Annotated in this window: 14 protein-coding genes; 9 read left to right on the forward strand and 5 right to left on the reverse strand. The window is 62.9% G+C overall.

Annotation, left to right across the window (positions count from 1 at the left end):
* Positions 1 to 46 precede the first annotated feature (46 nt).
* The 4 genes from icmF to M0D68_RS32725 form a co-directional block, all read right to left on the reverse strand.
* Positions 47 to 3,607 carry a fused isobutyryl-CoA mutase/GTPase IcmF gene (gene icmF, locus M0D68_RS32710; protein ID WP_266226467.1) on the reverse strand — a complete coding sequence of 1,187 codons (3,561 nt, stop codon included), beginning with the start codon at positions 3,605 to 3,607 and terminating at the stop codon, positions 47 to 49.
* A 78-nt stretch (positions 3,608 to 3,685) separates the two neighbouring features.
* Positions 3,686 to 4,624 carry a LysR family transcriptional regulator gene (locus tag M0D68_RS32715; RefSeq protein ID WP_093644775.1) on the reverse strand — a complete coding sequence of 313 codons (939 nt, stop codon included), beginning with the start codon at positions 4,622 to 4,624 and terminating at the stop codon, positions 3,686 to 3,688.
* 216 nt (positions 4,625 to 4,840) lie between these two features.
* Positions 4,841 to 5,929, reverse strand: coding sequence for a porin (locus M0D68_RS32720; RefSeq protein ID WP_093644785.1), 1,089 nt, complete (start codon positions 5,927 to 5,929; stop codon positions 4,841 to 4,843).
* Between the two features lie 563 nt (positions 5,930 to 6,492).
* Positions 6,493 to 7,038, reverse strand: a complete 546-nt coding sequence (locus tag M0D68_RS32725; protein WP_266211063.1) for a hypothetical protein — start codon at positions 7,036 to 7,038, stop codon at positions 6,493 to 6,495.
* A 558-nt stretch (positions 7,039 to 7,596) separates the two neighbouring features.
* Between M0D68_RS32725 and M0D68_RS32730 the strand changes: the two genes are divergently transcribed.
* From M0D68_RS32730 to M0D68_RS32770, 9 genes are all read left to right on the forward strand, one after another.
* Positions 7,597 to 8,625 (forward strand): bile acid:sodium symporter family protein, encoded by a 1,029-nt coding sequence (locus M0D68_RS32730; RefSeq protein WP_093644787.1) that lies wholly within the window; start codon positions 7,597 to 7,599, stop codon positions 8,623 to 8,625.
* A gap of 276 nt (positions 8,626 to 8,901) precedes the next feature.
* Complete coding sequence (locus tag M0D68_RS32735) at positions 8,902 to 10,755, forward strand: phosphodiesterase (protein ID WP_266226468.1); 1,854 nt, start codon at positions 8,902 to 8,904, stop codon at positions 10,753 to 10,755.
* Between the two features lie 200 nt (positions 10,756 to 10,955).
* Complete coding sequence (locus M0D68_RS32740; protein WP_054037826.1) at positions 10,956 to 11,942, forward strand: LacI family DNA-binding transcriptional regulator; 987 nt, start codon at positions 10,956 to 10,958, stop codon at positions 11,940 to 11,942.
* Positions 11,939 to 13,213 carry an AGE family epimerase/isomerase gene (locus tag M0D68_RS32745; RefSeq protein WP_054037828.1) on the forward strand — a complete coding sequence of 425 codons (1,275 nt, stop codon included), beginning with the start codon at positions 11,939 to 11,941 and terminating at the stop codon, positions 13,211 to 13,213. Before M0D68_RS32740 ends, M0D68_RS32745 begins: the two co-directional genes overlap by 4 nt.
* A gap of 5 nt (positions 13,214 to 13,218) precedes the next feature.
* Positions 13,219 to 14,136 carry a carbohydrate kinase gene (locus M0D68_RS32750; RefSeq protein ID WP_093644791.1) on the forward strand — a complete coding sequence of 306 codons (918 nt, stop codon included), beginning with the start codon at positions 13,219 to 13,221 and terminating at the stop codon, positions 14,134 to 14,136.
* A gap of 134 nt (positions 14,137 to 14,270) precedes the next feature.
* Positions 14,271 to 14,501, forward strand: coding sequence for a hypothetical protein (locus M0D68_RS32755; RefSeq protein ID WP_093644793.1), 231 nt, complete (start codon positions 14,271 to 14,273; stop codon positions 14,499 to 14,501).
* A gap of 61 nt (positions 14,502 to 14,562) precedes the next feature.
* Complete coding sequence (locus tag M0D68_RS32760) at positions 14,563 to 14,808, forward strand: hypothetical protein (RefSeq protein WP_054037832.1); 246 nt, start codon at positions 14,563 to 14,565, stop codon at positions 14,806 to 14,808.
* A 195-nt stretch (positions 14,809 to 15,003) separates the two neighbouring features.
* Entirely contained in the window at positions 15,004 to 15,987 is a 984-nt protein-coding gene (locus M0D68_RS32765) for an ion channel (RefSeq protein ID WP_211703939.1), read from the forward strand.
* Between the two features lie 227 nt (positions 15,988 to 16,214).
* Positions 16,215 to 19,802, forward strand: a complete 3,588-nt coding sequence (locus M0D68_RS32770) for an indolepyruvate ferredoxin oxidoreductase family protein (protein ID WP_211706098.1) — start codon at positions 16,215 to 16,217, stop codon at positions 19,800 to 19,802.
* Between the two features lie 81 nt (positions 19,803 to 19,883).
* Here M0D68_RS32770 and M0D68_RS32775 read toward each other — a convergent pair whose 3' ends face one another.
* Entirely contained in the window at positions 19,884 to 20,585 is a 702-nt protein-coding gene (locus tag M0D68_RS32775) for a copper homeostasis protein CutC (RefSeq protein WP_266226469.1), read from the reverse strand.
* Positions 20,586 to 20,633: the final 48 nt, after the last annotated feature.

A 20,633-nucleotide genomic window follows, 5' to 3' on the forward strand; every position in this document is an offset into this window, starting at 1 on the left:
TGTTTTGCTGCGGCTCCCGGTTTTGGAGCCGCAGCATGTCCGGCCCCTACATATTGCGGCGGTATTGCCCGCCCACTTCAAACAACGCGTGCGTGATTTGCCCTAGCGAGCAGACGCGCACGACGTCCATCAGCACCGCGAACACGTTGTCATCGTCGATCACTGCGCGCTTCAGGCGTTCAAGCGCCGCGGGTGCGTCGTCACGATGCTGTGCCTGAAAATCGCGCAGACGCTTCAACTGGCTCTGTTTTTCTTCGTCGGTGGAACGGGCGAGCGCGATCGGCTGCGGCGCTTCATGCGGATGCGCGCTCAAGAACGTATTCACGCCCACGATCGGATATGAGCCATCGTGCTTGCAGTGCTCGTACAGCATCGACTCGTCCTGAATGCGCCCACGCTGATAGCCCGTTTCCATCGCGCCTAGCACGCCGCCGCGCTCAGTCAATCGATCGAATTCCGCCAGCACCGCCTCTTCCACCAGATCCGTCAGTTCCTCGATCACGAAGCTGCCCTGATTCGGATTCTGATTCTTCGCGAGCCCCCATTCACGGTTGATGATCAACTGGATTGCCACCGCACGGCGCACCGAATCCTCCGTGGGCGTGGTGATCGCTTCGTCGAATGCGTTGGTGTGCAACGAATTGCAGTTGTCGTAGATCGCGATCAGCGCTTGCAGCGTGGTGCGGATATCGTTGAAGTCGATTTCCTGCGCATGCAGGCTGCGGCCTGAGGTTTGCACGTGGTACTTGAGCTTCTGGCTGCGTTCGTTCGCGCCGTAACGCTCGCGCATTGCAATGGCCCAGATGCGTCGCGCGACACGGCCGAGCACTGTGTACTCCGGGTCCATACCGTTCGAAAAGAAGAACGAGAGATTCGGCGCGAAGTCGTCGATCGACATGCCGCGCGCGAGGTAGGCCTCGACATAGGTGAAGCCATTCGCGAGCGTGTAGGCCAACTGCGAGATCGGATTCGCGCCCGCCTCGGCGATGTGATAGCCGGAGATCGACACCGAATAGAAATTGCGCACGCCGTGGTCGACAAAGTACGCCTGAATATCGCCCATGACTTTCAGGCTGAACTCGGTTGAAAAGATGCACGTGTTCTGGCCTTGGTCTTCCTTCAGGATGTCGGCCTGCACCGTGCCGCGCACGTTTTCCAGGGCTGTGCGGCGCGCGGCGGCGAGTTCTTCGCTGGTGGGTTGGCGTCCTGCCTGTTGCAGCCTGTCATTTAAACGCGCGATCTGCTGATCGATCGCGACGTTGAAGAACATCGCGAGAATCGTCGGCGCCGGGCCGTTGATCGTCATCGATACCGACGTCTCTGGCGCGCACAGATCGAAGCCGTCGTAGAGCGTTTTCATGTCGTCGAGCGTCGCGACGGAGACGCCTGAATTGCCCACCTTGCCGTAGATGTCGGGGCGCTCGTGCGGCTCTTCGCCGTAGAGCGTGACCGAATCGAAAGCAGTCGAAAGACGTTTGGCCGGCATGCCTTCGGAGAGCAATTTGAAACGGCGGTTGGTGCGGAACGGATCGCCTTCGCCGGCGAACATCCGTGTCGGGTCTTCGTTTTCGCGGCGGAACGGAAACACGCCGGCGGTGAACGGGAAGTAGCCGGGGAGATTGTCGAGCATCAGCCAACGCAGGATCTCTCCATGGTCGATGAATTTCGGCAGCGCGACTTTGCGGACTTCGGATCCGGATAGTGTCGTGACGGTGAGTGCGGTGCGAATTTCGCGGTCGCGTATGCGGACGATGTGTTCGTCCCCGGAATAGGCGGCCACGGTTTGCGGCCAGGCATCGAGGAGTTTGCGTTCACGTTCGCCGAGGGCGGCGGTGCGTTGGGTGATGAGGGTGTCGAGTTGGGTTTGGGGTGTGTTGGCGGAGTTTGCCGCGACACTTGAGTCTGAACCTGTGGAGGCAGTGGCATCGGCATCAAATGATGCGCCTGTGCCTGCATCACCTTCAGCGAGCATACGGCGCGCTTCTGTAAGTTGCCAGCGCTCACGCGCCACCCGCGCTTGCGCGTCGGCACGCTCACGATACGCGTGAACAGTCTGCGCGACATCGGCCAGATAGCGCACGCGTGCCGGCGGCACGATGGCATTGCGGCCGCTCGAAAAGCGCAACTCATCAAGCACCGGCAGACGGCCACCGCCTGAACGCAGACCATGCGTGCGCAGCGACTCGGCCACATGCTGATACAGCGCGGTCACCCCGTCGTCGTTAAAGCGCGAGGCGATCGTGCCGAACACCGGCATCGCGTCGGGCGCCTTCGCGAAGTCGCCACGGTTGCGCTGCACCTGCTTCGCGACATCGCGCAACGCGTCCGGCGCACCTTTGCGGTCGAACTTGTTGATCGCGACGAAGCTGGCGAAGTCGAGCATGTCGATCTTTTCCAGCTGACTCGCCGCGCCGAATTCCGGCGTCATCACATACAGCGATTCGTCGACGAACGGCACGATCGCCGCATTGCCCTGCCCGATCCCGGACGTCTCGACGATGATCAGATCGAAACCCGCGGCCTTGCACAACGTGAGCACATCAGGCAACGAATCGGTGATTTCGCTCGATGCGTCGCGCGTCGCCATCGAACGCATATAGACGCGCGCGCCGCCGCCCCAATCGCCGATCGCGTTCATGCGGATGCGGTCGCCGAGCAGCGCGCCGCCGGATTTGCGACGCGACGGATCGATGGCCAGCACGGCAATCGTGAGGGCGTCGCCGTAGTCGAGCCGGAAACGGCGGATCAGTTCGTCGGTGAGCGAGGATTTACCGGCGCCGCCGGTGCCGGTGATGCCGAGGACGGGGACATCGATCGCTTCGGCGAGGACCGATAGTATTTCCTGCTCGGCTGATTTGACGCGGCCCGCTTCGTACGCGCTGACCAGTTGCGCGAGTCGGCGGAAGGTGAAGGCGGCAGGATCGGGTTGTTCGGCTGCGTTCGTGGTGCCAGCGATCTCGCTGCCTTGGAGCGCTCCACCTGCCTGCCGCGCCTTCCCGGAAACATTGCGCGCGTTGGCGTGATCATCAGCCCGCGTCTCAACGTGCGACGCAGCACGCGGCTCGAAACGCGGCAGCCCATTCGCCGACAGATCGGCCTCCCACTCGCCAACCGGACTCTCCCGAACGGCGGCAGCGGCGCGCGCCACTTCAGCGCAGCGCGCAATCATGTCGTCGATCATGCCTTGCAGGCCGAGCCGCTGGCCGTCATGCGGCGAGTAGATCTTTTCGACACCATAACGCTCGAGCTCGGCGATTTCGTCAGGAACGATCACGCCCCCACCTCCGCCGAACACCTTGATACGCTCGCCGCCGCGCGCACGCAGCAAGTCGACGAGATAGCGGAAGTATTCGTTATGGCCGCCCTGATAGCTGGACACGGCGACGCCGTCGGCGTCTTCGTGCAGCGCGGCGGTGGCCACTTCATCGACGGAGCGGTTGTGGCCGAGGTGGATCACCTCGACGCCGCTCGCTTGCAGGATGCGCCGCATGATGTTGATCGACGCATCGTGGCCGTCGAACAGGGCAGCAGCGGTGACGAAACGCAGGCGCCGGCCCGCAGGCAGCTTGTGGCCACCGGCGCGCTGCGGCGTGGACAGATCGGTCATGTCTCCCCCAGATCGTTACGCGTATGGGTGCTGGCAACCAGTATAGCTAAACGGGTAGGAGCGACTCGACCGGGCCGCCTATCGCACCGCGAGCGCCTTGATCTGCTCGAGCGAAGGCCACAGCGATTCGTTCGCGAACCGCTCGGCCAGGAAGTCGACAAACGAACGCACCTTGGCCGACAAATGCCGGCGGCTCGCGTAGACGACATGGATTGGCAACTCGCGCGGCGGCACGTCGTCCACCAGCAGCGGCACGAGACGCCCCGTGGCCAGGTCGTCGCCGATCACCTCGGTGCCGAGCATCGCGATGCCCGCGCCTTGCAGCACGATCACGCGCTGCGCCTCCAGGTGGTTGACGATCAGATTGCCGGACAGACGCACGCGCGGCGAGCTATCGCCGGTCGTGGGCGCGATTTCGAGCGCCGACACGCCCGCGTACTGCAGGTAATTGTGGCGCGCCAGATCGGCAACGGTCTTCGGCGTACCGTGTCGGCGCAGATAGGCCGGCGACGCGCATAGCACCAGATGGGCGGTCGCAATCTGCCGCGCGATGAGTGAAGACGACTTCAGTCCGTTCGGCGAAGCCCGGATCGCGACGTCGAAGCCTTCGTCGATCAGTTCGACCACACGGTCGGACAGCGTCATGTCAACGGTGACCTGCGGATACTGCGCGGCGTAGTCGGCCACCGCGGCCATCACGTGGCTCAAACCAAATGCCGATAGCGACGACACCCGCAAGCGCCCTTGCGGCACGACGCTCGCCGCACCGACCACCTGCTCGGCTTCTTCGAGTTCGCTGAGCACCTGGCTTAAGCGCTCGTAGTATTCGCGGCCCGCCTCGGTCGGTGCGACACGGCGCGTGGTGCGGTTCAGCAAACGCGCGCCGAGCTGCTGCTCAAGGTGCATCACGTGCTTGCTCGCCATTGCCGCCGACATCTCCATCCGTTCGGCCGCGCCGACGAAGCTGCCGACTTCGACCACATGGCGAAACACTTTCATGCTGACCAGGGTATCCATCTCAATCGCTCGCCTCAGGAATCAATCGACGCCATTTTGCCGGGTTTATCAAAGACTGGGCGGCAAATCGGACGAACGCGGGCACCAGAAACGGACGTCAGAAGCAGCAAAGCCCACCTTCCGGGGAAGGTGGGCTTTGCAGGTATTGCCTGGTCCGACAGGGTTGGCATCACGCGGCACCCGCTCAGAGGCGCCGCTCGCCTTGGCTCCAGACGCTTAGAACTTCGCGCGGAGGCCCACGCCGTACGTGTCGCCGCTCGACTGGCTGCTGATCTTGTCGTACATGTAAGCCGCGTAGATATCCGTGCGCTTGGACAGCGGATAGTCGTAGCCGACCGAAGCCGTTTGACGGGTCTGGTTGAAGCCGCCGCCATCACGCGAATAGGCGTACGACGCCATCACCGAGCCCGGGCCGGCCGGGACCGTCACGCCGCCCTGCCCCGTATTCACGTGCCAGCTCGAAACGGTCTGCTGGTTATACGTGTACATGTACTGGCCATAGAACTTCACGAATTTCAGATCGTACGACGCGCCGACTTGCGCGACGCTCTGGCTCTTCAGGCCCGGAACGCCCGACGTGCTGAAGCTGCCGAGGTCGCCCGGCACGCTGTTGAAGTTCACGTACTGGTAGACTGCGGTCGCCGCAAACGGGCCGTGGAAATACAGCACCTGGCCGCTCCACTTCTTCGAGCCGTTCTCGCCGGCCGTGTTGCCGAGCGCGTACATCGCCGTTGCGGACAGGCCGTTGAAGTTCGGCGACGAGTACGACACCGCGTTACTCCAGCCCGAATCGCCCGTCACGCCCATATCGGTCGAGTAGGTCGGGAATGTGCCGAGACCGAGATAGGTGTGCCATACCATCGGCGAGAACTGGTACGAGTCGACGAACGGGTTGAACAGAATCGTCGACACGAACAGCGGCGTGGTTAGACGGCCTGCTGTCACCGTGCCGTACGGCGACTCGATACCGACGTAGGCGTTACGCGAGAACATCGTGTCGCCAGTGAAGCGGCCGTACTGGCCGTTCTGCGCGAGGAAGAAGCCTTCAATCGTGAAGATCGCCTTGTAGCCGTTGCCCAGATCCTCGGCCCCCTTCAAGCCCCAGTACGACGTCGACATACCGCCACCGGACACCTCAGCAGCCGACTTGCCGCCCGGGAATTTCTGCGCGCCAACCCATTCGTCGACCTGACCGTAGAGTTGTACGCTCGATTGCGCAAAAGCAGACGATGCACTGGCCAGCAGGGCGGCACACGCGGTTACCTTGAGGGTGGTCTTCAGCGCACTGCTGATGCTTGTTTTCATGGGTTCTCCTGTCTTTGTCAAAAAGGTAAGGCTGTGCGAAAGGGGGAGCTCGCGCGAATGATTGTTGTTGTCCGTTCGATCATCGAGCCAATCTGGGCGGGACCATCTTTGCGGACCATTTTTATGGACAAAAATATCGTGGGTTATTGCGGGTATAGCGATCTGATTAGTTTTGTCACTTATCGGCCTGATAAAGCAGAGGCCTTGTACGTCCTCACTGCATCGCCGCGGACTTCGCGGTTCGGCGCAAAGCGTTACTGACATTGCGCCCGACTGGGTGATAACGGTTCAGATGACAGGCGGATGACGCGCCGCGGCGAAAACGACCAAATTTGACGACGGGAGAGGGTTTGCTGCCGAATGTTTTCAAAAAAGTGTGGCGTCGAAACGTCACATTGACAGGGGCTTTTTGGACGGCGGCGACGCGCAATACCGCAGCAATCGATTTGAAAGCCGGCAAAGCGGATTTGACGAAGCGTGGGAGAGGAGTTCGGTGAAACGAACGGTAAGGCGAGGAGCGATGTCAGACCGCGTTGCGCGGGAGCAAAACTCCCGTGCTGCCATTAGTTACGGTAAGGCGAACCTTCCTGCTGACGCGGGTCGTCCCCCGGGCGCTGCATTGCGCGCGACGTGCCGCGCTCTTCGTTGTAGCGGGCGACATCGGCGCGAATCGAACCGGTGCGAACCGGCGCGTTGGGCGGCGGACGCGGTACCGCGCGCGATTCGGCGCTGACAGGCGTGATAGCGCCGGCATACTGCATGCCACCGCGGCCGTCGTTTGGATATCCGGCCGGCCCGGTAGCGCGACGCATGCCTGGGTTGTAAGCGCCGAAGCCGTTGGCGTAGCCGCCGGTAGCGAAGTTCGCGCCGCCACGGGGCAAGCGCGCGTTGTTGTCGGCGACGTTGTTGCGAGCTGGTCTCGTATTGGCGGCGCCGTAGTAATAGCCGTTGTTGCGCGCATCGCCACGCATTGCGTGGCCCGCGGGAGCATGCGAATAACCGCCACCACCACCGTGCGGTACGCCCGGCACTTTCGCATAGGCGAACGAGCACAGCGCAGCGATAACCGCGCCCAACGCCCAGTGCTTCGTTCTCGACAACCCGTCCACCAAGTGACTCACATGCCCGAAGACCTGCCTGAAGCCCACCGTTCGAGCTGCGATGGACTTGTTCTGGGACCGGCGCGAGCGCTGCGTATCTTTCGCGGCGCGGGGCATCCCGATGGCCTTTGAGCAGTAATTTATGGGTCCCGGCAAAGGGTGTCGAGCCAAAAAGTGTTAGGCCCGGACCGCTGTTGTAACACCTTGTTACTGCGACGTTTTTCTGCGACAGAGCCCTTGCGCGAAAGCCTTGAAACAGCTTGGTTGAGCGGCTTTTGCGAGATTAGTTGAAGGCGCTTGCGTATGACAAATCCAGGCCGGTTTTTTTCGCCGGATTGTCAAAACGGCAGTGGACCAAACAGATACGGTCGCCAATACTGGAACTGCCCATGGGCGCCGCATGAGACCGTCATGGCAACGCATCTGATGCGTGATGCTCATTAATCGATTCGGCAAATGAATTTGCGTATTTAATCAATTTTCGACAACAATAGGCGTTTTCCATAGCCTGAGTCGGGCGCCTTCGTGCGCGCCCTGCTTTCCGCATCACCGAATCGAGATTCCGCCATGGCTCGCCCGAAACTGCTTCCCGACAATTTCACCTTGTGCCTCGTAGGCACCGTGATCCTTGCCAGCTTCCTGCCGGTTCATGGGCAGGCCGCCGTCGGGTTCAACTGGGTGACGAACGTTGCGGTCGGCCTGCTGTTTTTCCTGCACGGCGCCAAGCTCTCACGCGAAGCGATCGTGGCCGGCGCGACGCATTGGCGTTTGCATCTGGTAGTGCTGCTCAGCACGTTCGCGCTGTTTCCGCTGCTCGGCCTCGCGCTTAAGCCGCTCCTTTCGCCACTTGTCACGCCGGCGCTCTATGCGGGGGTCCTCTTCCTCTGCACGCTGCCGTCGACGGTTCAATCGTCGATCGCGTTCACCTCCATTGCCAAAGGCAACGTGCCGGCCGCCGTATGCAGCGCGTCGGCCTCGAGCCTCTTGGGCATCTTCATTACCCCCGCCCTCGTCAGCCTCGTCGTCACCAACCAGGCTGCGAGCGGCGGCGCCTCGCCGTGGCATACGGTGGGCAACATCGTTTTGCAGTTGCTGGTGCCGTTCGTGGCCGGGCAGTTGCTGCGCCCGCTGATCGGCAAGTGGATCGAGCGTAATCGCGGCGTGCTGAAGTTCGTCGACCAGGGCTCGATCCTGCTGGTGGTGTACGGCGCGTTCAGCGAGGCCGTTGACGAAGGCCTGTGGCACCAGATCCCGCTGTCCGCGCTTGGCGGCCTGCTGTTGATCAGCATTGTGCTGCTCGCGCTCGCGCTGGCTGTGACGATCCTGGTCAGCAAGCGGCTCGGCTTCAACCGCGCCGACCAGATCACGATCATCTTCTGCGGTTCGAAGAAAAGCCTCGCCGCCGGCGTGCCGATGGCCAAGGTAATTTTCGCCTCGCATGCGGTGGGCGCCGTGGTCTTGCCGCTGATGCTGTTCCACCAGATCCAGCTGATGGTCTGCGCCGCGCTCGCGCAGCGCTGGGGGGCTCGCGATACCAGCGGCGAAACCCGCGTGGCTTCGCGCGAGCGGCCCGCCGCCGCTGTCGCGCGCCGTTGAATACGCGCGCAATGCAAACAGGACATTCATAAGCGCCCTCCCTGAGCGTTATTTGAAGAAAGCCGCCTCGTGCGGCTTTTTTGTTATTTCACGCTCAAACGCCTTTGCTGTCGCCTCAGCCGGATGGCATAGGCAAAGTCCTGGCCGTGGCAACACCCGCCGGCAGCGTGCCCGAGCCGCGACGCACCACCCCGGTGCAACGCTTCACTAAAACTTCACTTAACTCCTGGCTGGATGGGTCGATAAGACGAAGGTCGATCGCTACGCCTAACTGCCATGCAACCTCGTTCGCCCTCCCGATCCGCTACGCCGCGCATCGAGGAGTTGATCGCCCGGCGTGACTTGTCCGCCGTATTCCAGCCGATCATCGATTTCGACGACGGTGCGATCCTCGGCTACGAAGGTCTGATCCGCGGCCCCGCCGGCACACCGCTCGAAACGCCGTTCGCCCTGTTTTCGCAAGCGCTCGCCGAGGGTTGCGCGCTTGAACTCGAGCAGGCCGCTGCGCGCACCTGCATCAACGCGTTCGCGAAGCTCGATTTCGACGGCAAGCTGTTTCTCAATTTCAGCGCGGGCGCGATCCTTCAGTTGGCCGACGCGCAAGAGGACACACTCGCGCTGCTGCGTCATCGCGGCGTCGATCCGCAACGGATCGTGATCGAGCTGACCGAGCAAAGCACGATTCTGGATGTCGCCAGTTTCCTGCCGGTGATTTCGACGTTGCGCGCGGCCGGCGCGCAGTTCGCGCTCGACGATTACGGCACCGCGAACGCCAGCATGAATCTTTGGGTGCGCCTGCAACCGGACGTCGTGAAGATCGATCGCTTCTTCATCCACGGCATCGCCACCGACTCGCTGAAATTCGAAGCCGTGCGCGCGATGCAGCACTTCGCCAACGCAAGCGGCGCGCGGCTGGTGGCCGAAGGCATTGAAGACGAAGCGGATCTGATCGTGGTGCGCGACATGGGGATCGGCTGCGGGCAGGGGTTTTTCTTCGGCCGGCCGCATGCCCAGCCGGCCAGCAGCGTCACCGACGACGCCCGCGACGCACTGCGCGCCGGGCACATCGCCGTATTTCCGGAGACCACGCGCACAGCAAGCAGCGCGTCGCCGTCGGGCGGCATGGCATCGGCGAAGATGATGGTGCATGCGCCCGCGCTGCCGCGTCACGCGACCAACAACGACGTGCTCGAACTGTTCAACCGCCTCCCCGATCTGCACGCGGTAGCGGTGGTCGAAAACGACGAGCCGGTTGCGCTCATCAACCGCCGCAGCTTCATGGACCGCTACGCGCTGCCTTACCACCGCGAGCTGTTCGGCAAGCGGCCGTGCCTGCAGTTTGCGAACGCGTCGCCGGTGATCATCGAGCAATCGATGACCGTCGAACAGATGGCCAAGCTTCTCGCCAGCGACGACCAGCGCTATCTCGCCGACGGCTTCGTCATCACCGACAACCACGGCAAGTACGCCGGTCTCGGCACCGGCGAGAAGCTGGTGCGCGCGGTCACCGAGGTGCGCATCGAAGCCGCGCGCTACGCGAACCCACTGACCTTCCTGCCGGGCAACATCCCGATCAGCTCGCACATCGCCCGCCTGTTGGGTCACGACGCGGGCTTCTACGCGTGCTATGTCGACCTGAACCACTTCAAGCCCTTCAACGATCAGTACGGCTACTGGCAAGGCGACGAAGTGCTGAAATTCGCCGCCGCCGTCCTCGCCGACGTCTGCGACCCGACCCGCGATTTCCTGGGTCACGTCGGCGGCGACGATTTCCTGATCCTGTTCCAGAGCGAGGACTGGCGGGAACGTGTACTGCGCGCGATTCACCTGTTCAACGAAGGCGCGCAGCGCTTCTACGCGCCCACCGACCGGCTGGCCGGCGGCATCCACGGTGAAGACCGGCGTGGCAATCCGACCTTCTTCGGCTTCGTGACGATGGCGATCGGCTGTGTGCGCGTCGAGTCGGACGGCGGACCGTCGTTTTACAGCAGTGAGGAAATTGCCTCCGTCGCAGCGCTGGCGAAGCGGCGCGCGAAGCACGAGACAAGCGGCTTCGTGCTGATCGATGCGGATGAGAGCGTGGCGCTGTTACGAGGGCAAGCCGACATGGCGGCGCTGCCCGTCGACTGAGTGCGCTGGCGCGCCGAGGGCAACGCCCACGCTTTGTTTAGTCTATTTTACTAAACAACATAAATCAGACCAGCAGTGCTTCCTACGGGTATTTCCGGGTACGGATCACACGTTTCCAAGGCTGTTTTAGCGACGTTTTACTATACAATCGGCCGAACCCAAACACCGTGCGGCCGCCCCACTTGCGGCCGCTTCATTCGATGGCCACAACCATCCGCGACGTCGCCCGCGCGGCCAGCGTGTCGATCGGCACCGTCTCACGCGCGTTGAAGAACCAGCCCGGCCTTTCCGAGGCCACCCGCGAACGCGTGGTCGAAGCCGCGCGGCAACTCGGCTATGACGCAGCCCAATTGCGTCCGCGCATCCGCCGCCTCACCTTTCTGTTGCACCGTCAGCACAACAACTTCGCTGTCAGCCCGTTCTTTTCGCACGTGCTGCACGGCGTGGAAGACGCGTGCCGCGAACGCGGCATCGTGCCTTCCGTGCTGACCGCCGGTCCGACCGAAGACGTAATCCAGCAGATGCGCCTGCATGCGCCGGACGCGGTAGCGATCGCCGGTTTCGTGGAGCCCGAGACGCTGACCACGCTGGTGGCGATGCAGCGCCCGCTCGTACTGATCGACCTGTGGGCACCGGGCCTGCGCTCGGTGAATCTCGACAACGCCGCGGGCGCCACGCTCGCCATGCGGCATCTGTTCGAACAGCAGCGCAAGCGCGTCGCCTTCATCGGCGGCTCGCTTGCGCACTTCAGCATCGCCCAGCGCGCGCTCGGTTACCGGCGCGCGTTTTTCGAAGCAGGCCTGCTGTTCGACCCCTCGCTGGAACTCACGATCGACGCCGGCCTCGATCCCGACAGCGGCGCCGCGCGCGCGATGCACCAGTTGCTCGACGCGCCCGGCCCGCGACCCGACGCCGTATTCGCCTACAACGACGCCGCCGCGCTCGCCGCGCTGCGCGCGTGCCTCGCACGCGGCGTCCGCGTGCCCGAGGACATCGCGATCATCGGCTTCGACGACATTCCCGCCGCCGCTCATGCCACGCCGCCGCTGTCGACCATTTCGGTCGACAAGGAAGCGCTCGGCCGGCGCGGCGTCGAGTTGCTGCTTGAAGACACACCCGCTGAACTCGAAGTCCGCTTGCCCGTCCATCTCATTGCCCGTGCCAGTACTTTGGTAAAAACGCCATGACGCAATCCGATCCGCTTCACCCCGCTAACGGCGCCGCCGCGGCGCCGCCCGTCGACAGCTTTCGCAGCCGCGACTTCCTGCTCTCTCACGTGCAGGACACGCTGAAGTTTTACGCGCCGAACGTGCTCGATCCGAGCGGCGGCTTCTTCCATTTCTTCCGCGACGACGGCTCGGTCTACGACAAGACCACGCGGCATCTGGTGAGCACGTGCCGCTACGTTTTCAACTACGCGATGGCGTATCGCCAGTTCGGCGACCCGCAGCATCTCGAGTACGCGCGCCACGGTTTGCGCTTCCTGCGCGACGCGCATTGGGACGCTGAGCACCAGGGCTACGACTGGGAACTCGAATGGCACGACGGCCGCAAACGCACACTCGACGCGACGCGTCACTGCTACGGCCTCGCGTTCGTGCTGCTCGCGTATTCGCATGCGGCGATGGCCGGTATCGAGGAAGCCAAACCGATGATCGGCGCGACCTTCGAGTTGATGGAACATCGCTTCTGGGACGCCGCCGCCGGCCTCTACGCCGACGAAGCGACGCCCGACTGGCGTGTCAGTTCGTACCGCGGTCAGAACGCGAACATGCACACCACCGAGGCACTGCTGACCGCCCACGAGGCAACCGGACACCTGGTCTATCTCGATCGCGCGGAACGGGTGGCGTCGAACATCACGCTGCGCCAGGCGAAGCTGTCGCAAGGTCTCGTGTGGGAGCACTTTCACGCGGACTGGTCGGTCGACTGGCATTACAACGAGGAAGACAGTTCGAACATCTTCCGTCCGTGGGGTTTCCAGCCGGGACACCAGACCGAGTGGGCCAAGCTGCTGCTGATTCTGGAACGCTATCGCCCGTTGCCGTGGCTGCTGCCGCGCGCGATCGAACTATTCGACGCTGCGATGACGCATGCGTGGGACGAAGACCACGGCGGCCTCTACTACGGCTTCGGCCCCGATGGCACCGTGTGCGACCACGACAAGTATTTCTGGGTTCAGGCAGAGACGTTCGCCACCGCGGCGCTGCTTGCCAAGCGCACTGGCAACGAACGCTTCTGGGACTGGTACGACGAGATCTGGCGCTACAGCTGGGCGCATTTCGTCGATCACAAGTACGGCGCGTGGTACCGCATTCTCACGTGCGACAACCGTAAATACAGCGACGAAAAGAGTCCCGCCGGCAAGACCGACTATCACACGATGGGCGCGTGCTACGAAGTGCTGGCGCACGCACTGCCTGACGGCGCGGCCGCTGCGTCCGAATCCGCGGAGTAAGCAAAATGAGCAACTTGAACGCGAACACCGAATTCCCCTTCTTCGTCTCGGCCGGCGACATCCTCACCGATCTCGTGCGGACCGGCGCCTCGCAATGGCTCTCGCGTCCTGGCGGCGCCGGCTGGAACGTCGCACGCTGCGTGGCGCGACTCGGCTTGCCGACTGCGTGCGCCGGCTCACTGGGCGTCGACAATTTTTCCGATGAGTTGTGGAACGCGAGCATCGCCGCAGGACTCGACATGCGCTTCATGCAGCGCGTGGAGCGTCCGCCGCTGCTGGCAATCGTTCATCAAACGCATCCGCCTGCGTACTTTTTCATGGGTGAGAACGGCGCCGATCTGGCGTTCGATCCGGCACGCTTGCCGGCTGGCTGGATCGGCCAGGTGAAGTGGGCGCATTTTGGCTGCATCAGCCTGGTGCGTCAGCCGCTTGGCGACACGCTGGCCGCGTTGGCCGCCGAGTTGCGCTCGCGGGGAGTGAAGATCAGTTTCGATCCGAATTACCGGAATCTGATGGAGCACGACTACGAGCCCACGTTGCGGAAGATGGCCGCGCTGGCCGATCTGATCAAGGTGTCGGACGAAGATTTGCGCATGCTGTTCAAGACAGACGACGAGGCCGGCGCGCTTGCCCAGTTGCGTGCGATGAATCCGGCCGCCACCGTGCTGGTCACGCGTGGGCCGGAGACGTCCATGTTGATCGACGGCGCCATGGTGGTGGAGGCTCGACCGCCACGGGTGGAAGTGGTCGATACGGTTGGAGCGGGCGATGCGTCGATTGGCGGTCTGCTGTTCAGCTTGATGACGGCGCCGCAGCGAGCGTGGCCGGAGCACCTGGCCTTTTCTCTGGCCGCCGGCGCCGCGGCGTGCCGCCATGCCGGCGCGCATGCACCTTCTTTGGATGAGGTGGTGGCGCTCCTGTAGTTTTTTTGCCTTGTGCGGCGCGTATTGTTGTCGACACCGGTTGCCAACATCGGGCGCCGCGCAGGCGAAAAACCGAACCCCGGTCATCGTGCTAGGATGAAAAAATCCAACCCTTTGGAACAAGGAGCGTCGCCATGGATGACATCACCTACACCAAAGGCATCTACACGGCCACTGCGTCGATAAGAGAAGTACAAAGCGACACGTGGCAGGGCACGGTTACCCTTTCCCGCGACGACGGCGACGCAAGCACCGACCAGGAAACCACGGTCTACGAAGTCGAAGCCACTTCGTCCACGCCCGAGGAGGCGCTCGAGGAAGCCAAGGCGCTCGCCCACCGCATCCTCGGGGAAATCGAACTCTAGGCAACCCGGCGCCGCGCCCATCACGCTGCGCCACATCTGAATCAACCGGCTGGAGGCGATCATGGCTGAACAGCTCTTCCTCTACGGCGTGTATTCGATTCACGTCCGCCCTATCGAACTCAACGGTGCACGCTGGGACGCGGAGTACGAGATCCGGCATCGCGAGAAAGCGGTGAAGTCGTGGACTACCGTCGGCGGCGACAACGGCTACGCGGACGAAACCGAAGCCGTCGCCGCAGCGCACCAGCAAGCGGTCGACGACATCGAACACGGCGCCGGCATTCCGAAGCCGCGGGCCTTTCCGTAACCGCAAAACAGGCGCATCAGGCAGCGCGCACGCGCGAAGCATGCTTAGCAGCGGCACCCGCTGGGCGCAACCCGAATCGCGCTAAACGCCCGGTCCGGACGCCGCCTTCACCGCCTGCGCGGCACGCCGAAAATCACCTTTAGCACGCGAGGCGGCGTGCTACGCTTTGCGCGTTTTCATCCTCACGAGCACGCGATGGCTACCGAACCGTCAGACCGCTTTTCCGCCATCGGCGACACCGAAACGGAAGCCGAGGCACAAGCGCGAAAACATCGCCCGCGCGGTAGCCGCGAGATGCGCCTGGATGATCGCGTGGTCATTGCCCACGGCATGCCGACGCCGCTCTGGCAGGATCTCTATCACCGTGCGCTCGTCGTCCGCTGGCCGATGTTTTTTATCTCGCTCGGCGTCCTGTTCCTGCTGCTCAATATCTTTTTTGCCGCGCTCTACATGCTCGGCAACGCGCCGATCGCCAATCAGTTTCCGTCGGGCTTCGGCGGCGCATTTTTCTTTAGCGTCGAAACACTCGCGACGGTCGGCTATGGCGACATGCATCCGCAAACCGTCTACGCGCACTGGGTCGCGACGTTTGAAATCTTTGTCGGCATGTCCAGCATCGCCTTGGCGACGGGGCTGATTTTCGCGCGCTTCTCCCGACCTCACGCAAAGATCATGTTTGCCCGCTACGCGGTCGTGCGGCCGCTCGACGGCCGTATGACGCTGATGGTGCGCGCGGCCAACGCGCGCCAGAATGTGATCGCCGAAGCGCGTGCGAGGCTGCGCATCATGCGTCTGGACACCACCGTCGAAGGTTTTACGCTGCGCAAGCTCTACGATCTGACGCTGGTACGCGACCAGCATCCCGTGTTCAAGCTGGGCTGGGTCCTGATGCACGTCATCGACGAAAACAGTCCGCTGTTCGGCGAGAACGCCGAAACGCTCAAAGGGCGCGACGCGTCGCTGCTGCTTACGCTTGAAGGCGTCGACGAATCGACCTCGCAGACCATGCAGGCGCGTCACATGTGGCCCTGCGAGCAGATTCTCTGGCAACACCGCTTCGTCGACGTCATGCGTGAGGAGAACGGCGTGAGCCACATCGACTACTCGCATTTCGACGAGGTCGTACCGCTCGATTCGACGCCTGTTGCCGCGTCTGTGGCGAAGGCGCCCGCGCCGTAAAAACAGGACTGAAACGCACCAGGGCATACCCGAATCCGTCCGTCGCGTGGCAGATCCATCTCAAAACTTCATTAAAACGCGCGAGCCGTCGCGCTGTTTCGCTGAACGCGTCGCCAAGTAGAAAAAATTCACTCCAATTGGCGCTAAAAAATAGAGTCTCTTTCGCCGCGCCGCCTTTTGTGGCCCCCACCCCACGGCGCGCGGACGCAAAATTAGGAGACTCACCCATGACCGCTCGCCTGCCCATCGACGGCACGCCCGCTCTCGCCGACTACAAGCTGTCCGATAACCTCACCGCCACGCGCGGCCGGATCTTCCTGACCGGCACGCAGGCGCTGGTGCGCCTTGCGCTGATGCAGCGCGCCGCAGACCGCGCGCAGGGCCTGAACACGGCCGGCTTCATCAGCGGCTATCGCGGCTCGCCGCTCGGCATGGTCGACCAGCAGTTGTGGAAAGCGAAGAAACTGCTCACGGCGAGTGATATTCGTTTTTTGCCGGCAATCAACGAAGAACTGGGTGGCACCGCGGTGCTCGGTACGCAGCGGGTGGAATCGGACCCGGAGCGCACCGTCGAAGGCGTGTTCGCGATGTGGTACGGCAAGGGCCCTGGCGTGGATCGCGCGGGCGATGCGCTGAAGCATGGCAACGCGTACGGCTCGTCGCCGCACGGCGGCGTGCTGGTGGTGGCGGGCGATGACCACGGCTGCGTATCGTCATCGATGCCGCATCAGAGCGACTTCGCCTTGATGGCCTGGCATATGCCGGTGGTGAATCCGTCGAACATTGCCGACATGCTCGAGTTCGGCCTGTACGGCTGGGCGCTGTCGCGTTTCTCGGGGGCGTGGGTCGGCTATAAGGCGATTTCGGAAACGGTCGAATCGGGTTCGACGGTGGACCTCGATGCGCTGCAAACCGAATGGGCCACCCCACAGGACTTTCAGGAACCGGCTGGCGGCCTGCATAACCGCTGGCCCGATCTGCCGAGTCTCACGATCGAAGCACGGATGCACGCGAAGCTCGACGCGGTTCGTCATTTCGCACGCACCAACAGCATCGACAAATGGATCGCGCCGAGTCCGCATGCGAATGTCGGCATCGTCACGTGCGGCAAAGCGCATCTGGACTTGATGGAAACGCTGCGCCGGCTCGATCTGACGGTCGCCGATCTGGAAGCGGCCGGCGTACGCATCTACAAGGTCGGCTTGTCGTTCCCGCTGGAAATGACGCGCATCGACGCGTTCGTGTCCGGTTTGTCCGAAGTGCTGGTGATCGAGGAGAAAGGCCCGGTCATCGAGCAGCAGATCAAAGACTATCTGTACAACCGCACGCAAGGCACGCGGCCGATCGTGGTCGGCAAGAACGCCGAAGACGGCACGCTGCTGCTGTCGTCGCTGGGTGAATTGCGGCCGTCGCGCATTCTGCCGGTGTTCGCGAACTGGCTCGCGAAGCACAAGCCGGCGCTCGATCGTCGCGAGCGCGTGGTCGATCTGGTGGCGCCGCAAATCCTCTCGAATGCGGCGGATAGCGTGAAACGTACGCCGTATTTCTGCTCTGGTTGTCCGCACAACACGTCGACCAAAGTGCCTGAGGGTTCGATCGCGCATGCGGGAATCGGCTGTCACTTCATGGCGTCGTGGATGGAGCGCGACACCACCGGCCTGATTCAGATGGGCGGCGAAGGCGTCGATTGGGCCTCGCATTCGATGTTCACGAAAACGCGCCACGTATTCCAGAATCTCGGCGACGGCACCTACTTTCACTCCGGCATTCTCGCGATCCGCCAGGCGGTGGCCGCGAACACCACCATCACCTACAAGATCCTCTATAACGATGCCGTCGCGATGACGGGCGGCCAGCCGGTCGACGGCAGCATCTCGGTGCCGCAGATCGCACGTCAGGTGGAAGCCGAAGGCGTGTCGCGTTTCGTCGTGGTCAGCGACGAGCCGGAGAAATACGACGGCCATCACGACCTCTTCCCGAAAGGCACGACGTTCCACCATCGCAGCGAAATGGACACGGTGCAGCGCGCGCTGCGCGATATCGACGGCGTGACCGTGCTGATCTATGACCAGACCTGTGCGGCTGAAAAACGGCGTCGCCGGAAGAAAGGCGAATTTCCCGATCCGGACAAGCGTCTCTTCATCAACGAAGAAGTTTGCGAAGGCTGCGGCGATTGCGGAGTGCAATCGAATTGCTTGTCGGTCGAGCCGCTTGAGACTGCGTTGGGGCGTAAGCGCCGCATCGATCAATCGTCGTGCAATAAAGACTATTCCTGCGTGAATGGTTTCTGCCCGAGCTTCGTCACAGTGGAAGGCGGCAAGCTGAAGAAAGCCGCGGGTGCCGCGTTCGATCCGGCCGCGCTCGCCGCTCGCGTCGACGCCTTGCCGATTCCCGCGACACATCTCGATGCCGCGCCGTACGACATTCTGGTGACGGGTGTCGGCGGCACGGGCGTCGTGACGGTCGGCGCATTGATCAGCATGGCCGCGCATCTGGAAGGCAAGAGCGCGTCGGTGCTCGACTTCATGGGCTTCGCGCAAAAGGGCGGCTCGGTGTTGTCGTTCGTGCGCTTCGCCGCGCGCGACGAGTGGCTCAATCAGGTGCGCATCGACACGCAACAGGCCGACGTGCTGCTTGCCTGCGATATGGTGGTGGGCGCGAGCGCCGATGCCTTGCAAACGGTGCGTCATGGCCGCACGCGTATCGTCGTCAATACGCATGCAATCCCGAACGCGACCTTCGTGCAGAACCCGGATGCGACGCTGCATGCCGACGCGTTGATCGACAAGATGCGCCACGCGGCCGGCGACGACCGCATGTCGACGTGCGACGCCCAGGCGCTCGCCACGCGTTTTCTCGGCGATACCATCGGCGCGAACATTCTGATGCTCGGTTATGCCTGGCAACTTGGCCTCGTGCCGGTGTCGTTCGCCGCGATGATGCGCGCGATCGAATTGAACAACGTCGCGGTGCAGATGAATCAACTGGCGTTTTCGATCGGGCGTGTTGCTGCGGAAGACCCCGCTGCGCTCGAATCGTTGTGGCAAGCGCGGCATCTGGCGAAGCAGGCAGCGCGCGTCGATACGCTCGACGAACTGATCGCGCATCGCGAAGGCCGTCTGCAAACATACGGCGGCGCGAGCTATGTGAAGCGATATCGCGCGCTGGTCGATGCGGCGCGCCGTGCCGAAACCGCCGTCGATGCAAAGAGCGAGCGCATCACGCGTGCAGTGGCGACGACGTTCTATCGCCTCCTCGCGGTGAAGGATGAATACGAAGTAGCGCGCCTGCATACGGATGCGGCTTTCCGCGAAGCACTGGAAGCGCAATTCGAAGGTGTCGCGGGCAAGGACTTTGGCATCAAGTTCAACCTCGCGCCACCGACGCTCACACGTCCTCAACCGGGCGTGAATCCGACCAAGAAGACCTTCGGTCAGTGGATGTGGCCGGTTTTGGGTGTGATGGCGAAATTCAGCGGCTTGCGTGGCACGATGCTCGATCCGTTCGGCCGCACGCTCGAACGCAAGATGGAGCGCGAACTCGCCGGCGACTATGAAACCACGTTGCAGCGCGCGTTCGCGAAGCTCAACGCGAACAATCTGGAAGACGTCGCGAAGCTCGCCGATCTGCATGCGCGTGTACGCGGTTATGGTCACGTGAAGCTGGCGAATCTGGCGGGCGTGAAGCGCGGCGAACGCGATCTCGCGGCACGCTTGCAGATTGAAGCAGCGACGAGCGTGTCGGTGAAGAAGTCGCTGGAAGAGATGAAGGGCGCCGGGCAGTTGCGCGGGATTCCGGTGGTCGTCGCGAAGTAATTCTTTCGCTTTGTGGATGAAAAATGCCGCTTCGGGTTGAACCTCGAAGCGGCATTTTTTTGCCTGGTGGTTTAGCAGCGTTCAGCTACGCGTTACGTCGAGCAGCGCTCTCACCTGCGCGACTTTCGCCGCATCGACGGGAGCAAGACCATTGCCGCCAACGCGCACACCCGAACCGAAGTGAACCGCTTGAACTTGCGTCGCACTCACGAAGCCAGCTACTGCATCGATGGTCAAACCCGCGCCTGCCAGCACCGTGCAGTGCGAGCCCGACGCTTGTCGTACCAGATCACGCACGATCGACTCCGCCTGCAGCACAGAAGGTTTTCCGCCCGAGGTCAGCACATTTGTCACGGCGTCGAAACCGAGCAGCACGTCGAGCGCTTTCTGCAGATCCCGCGTCTCGTCGAACGCACGATGGAAGGTGATCGCCAAGCCATCCGCCGCATCGATCGCACGCGCGAGGCCTTCGCGGTCGATCTCGCCATCCGCCTTCAGCATGCCGATCACCACGCCGTTCGCGCCCGCCGCTTTGACTGCGCGCACGTCGCGCAGCATCACGGCGTAGTCGTCGGCGTCGTACACGAACGAGCGGCTATGCGGTCGCACGATCACGTTCACGGGCACGACGCTCGCGGCAACCACTGCTTCGATCAAGCCAAGGCTCGGCGTCAAACCGCCCTCGCCCATCGCGGTGACGAGTTCGAGACGGTTCGCACCGGCCTGCGCGGCAAGCCTGGCGTCGGCAACGGTCGTGGCGATGACTTCGAGTAGGACTGACATGAGCGCGGCCGTAGGTCGTTAAAAACGACATGATCTCAGAACCGCCGC

Source organism: Paraburkholderia sp. SEWSISQ10-3 4 (assembly GCF_030464785.1).
Lineage (GTDB): Bacteria > Pseudomonadota > Gammaproteobacteria > Burkholderiales > Burkholderiaceae > Paraburkholderia > Paraburkholderia aspalathi.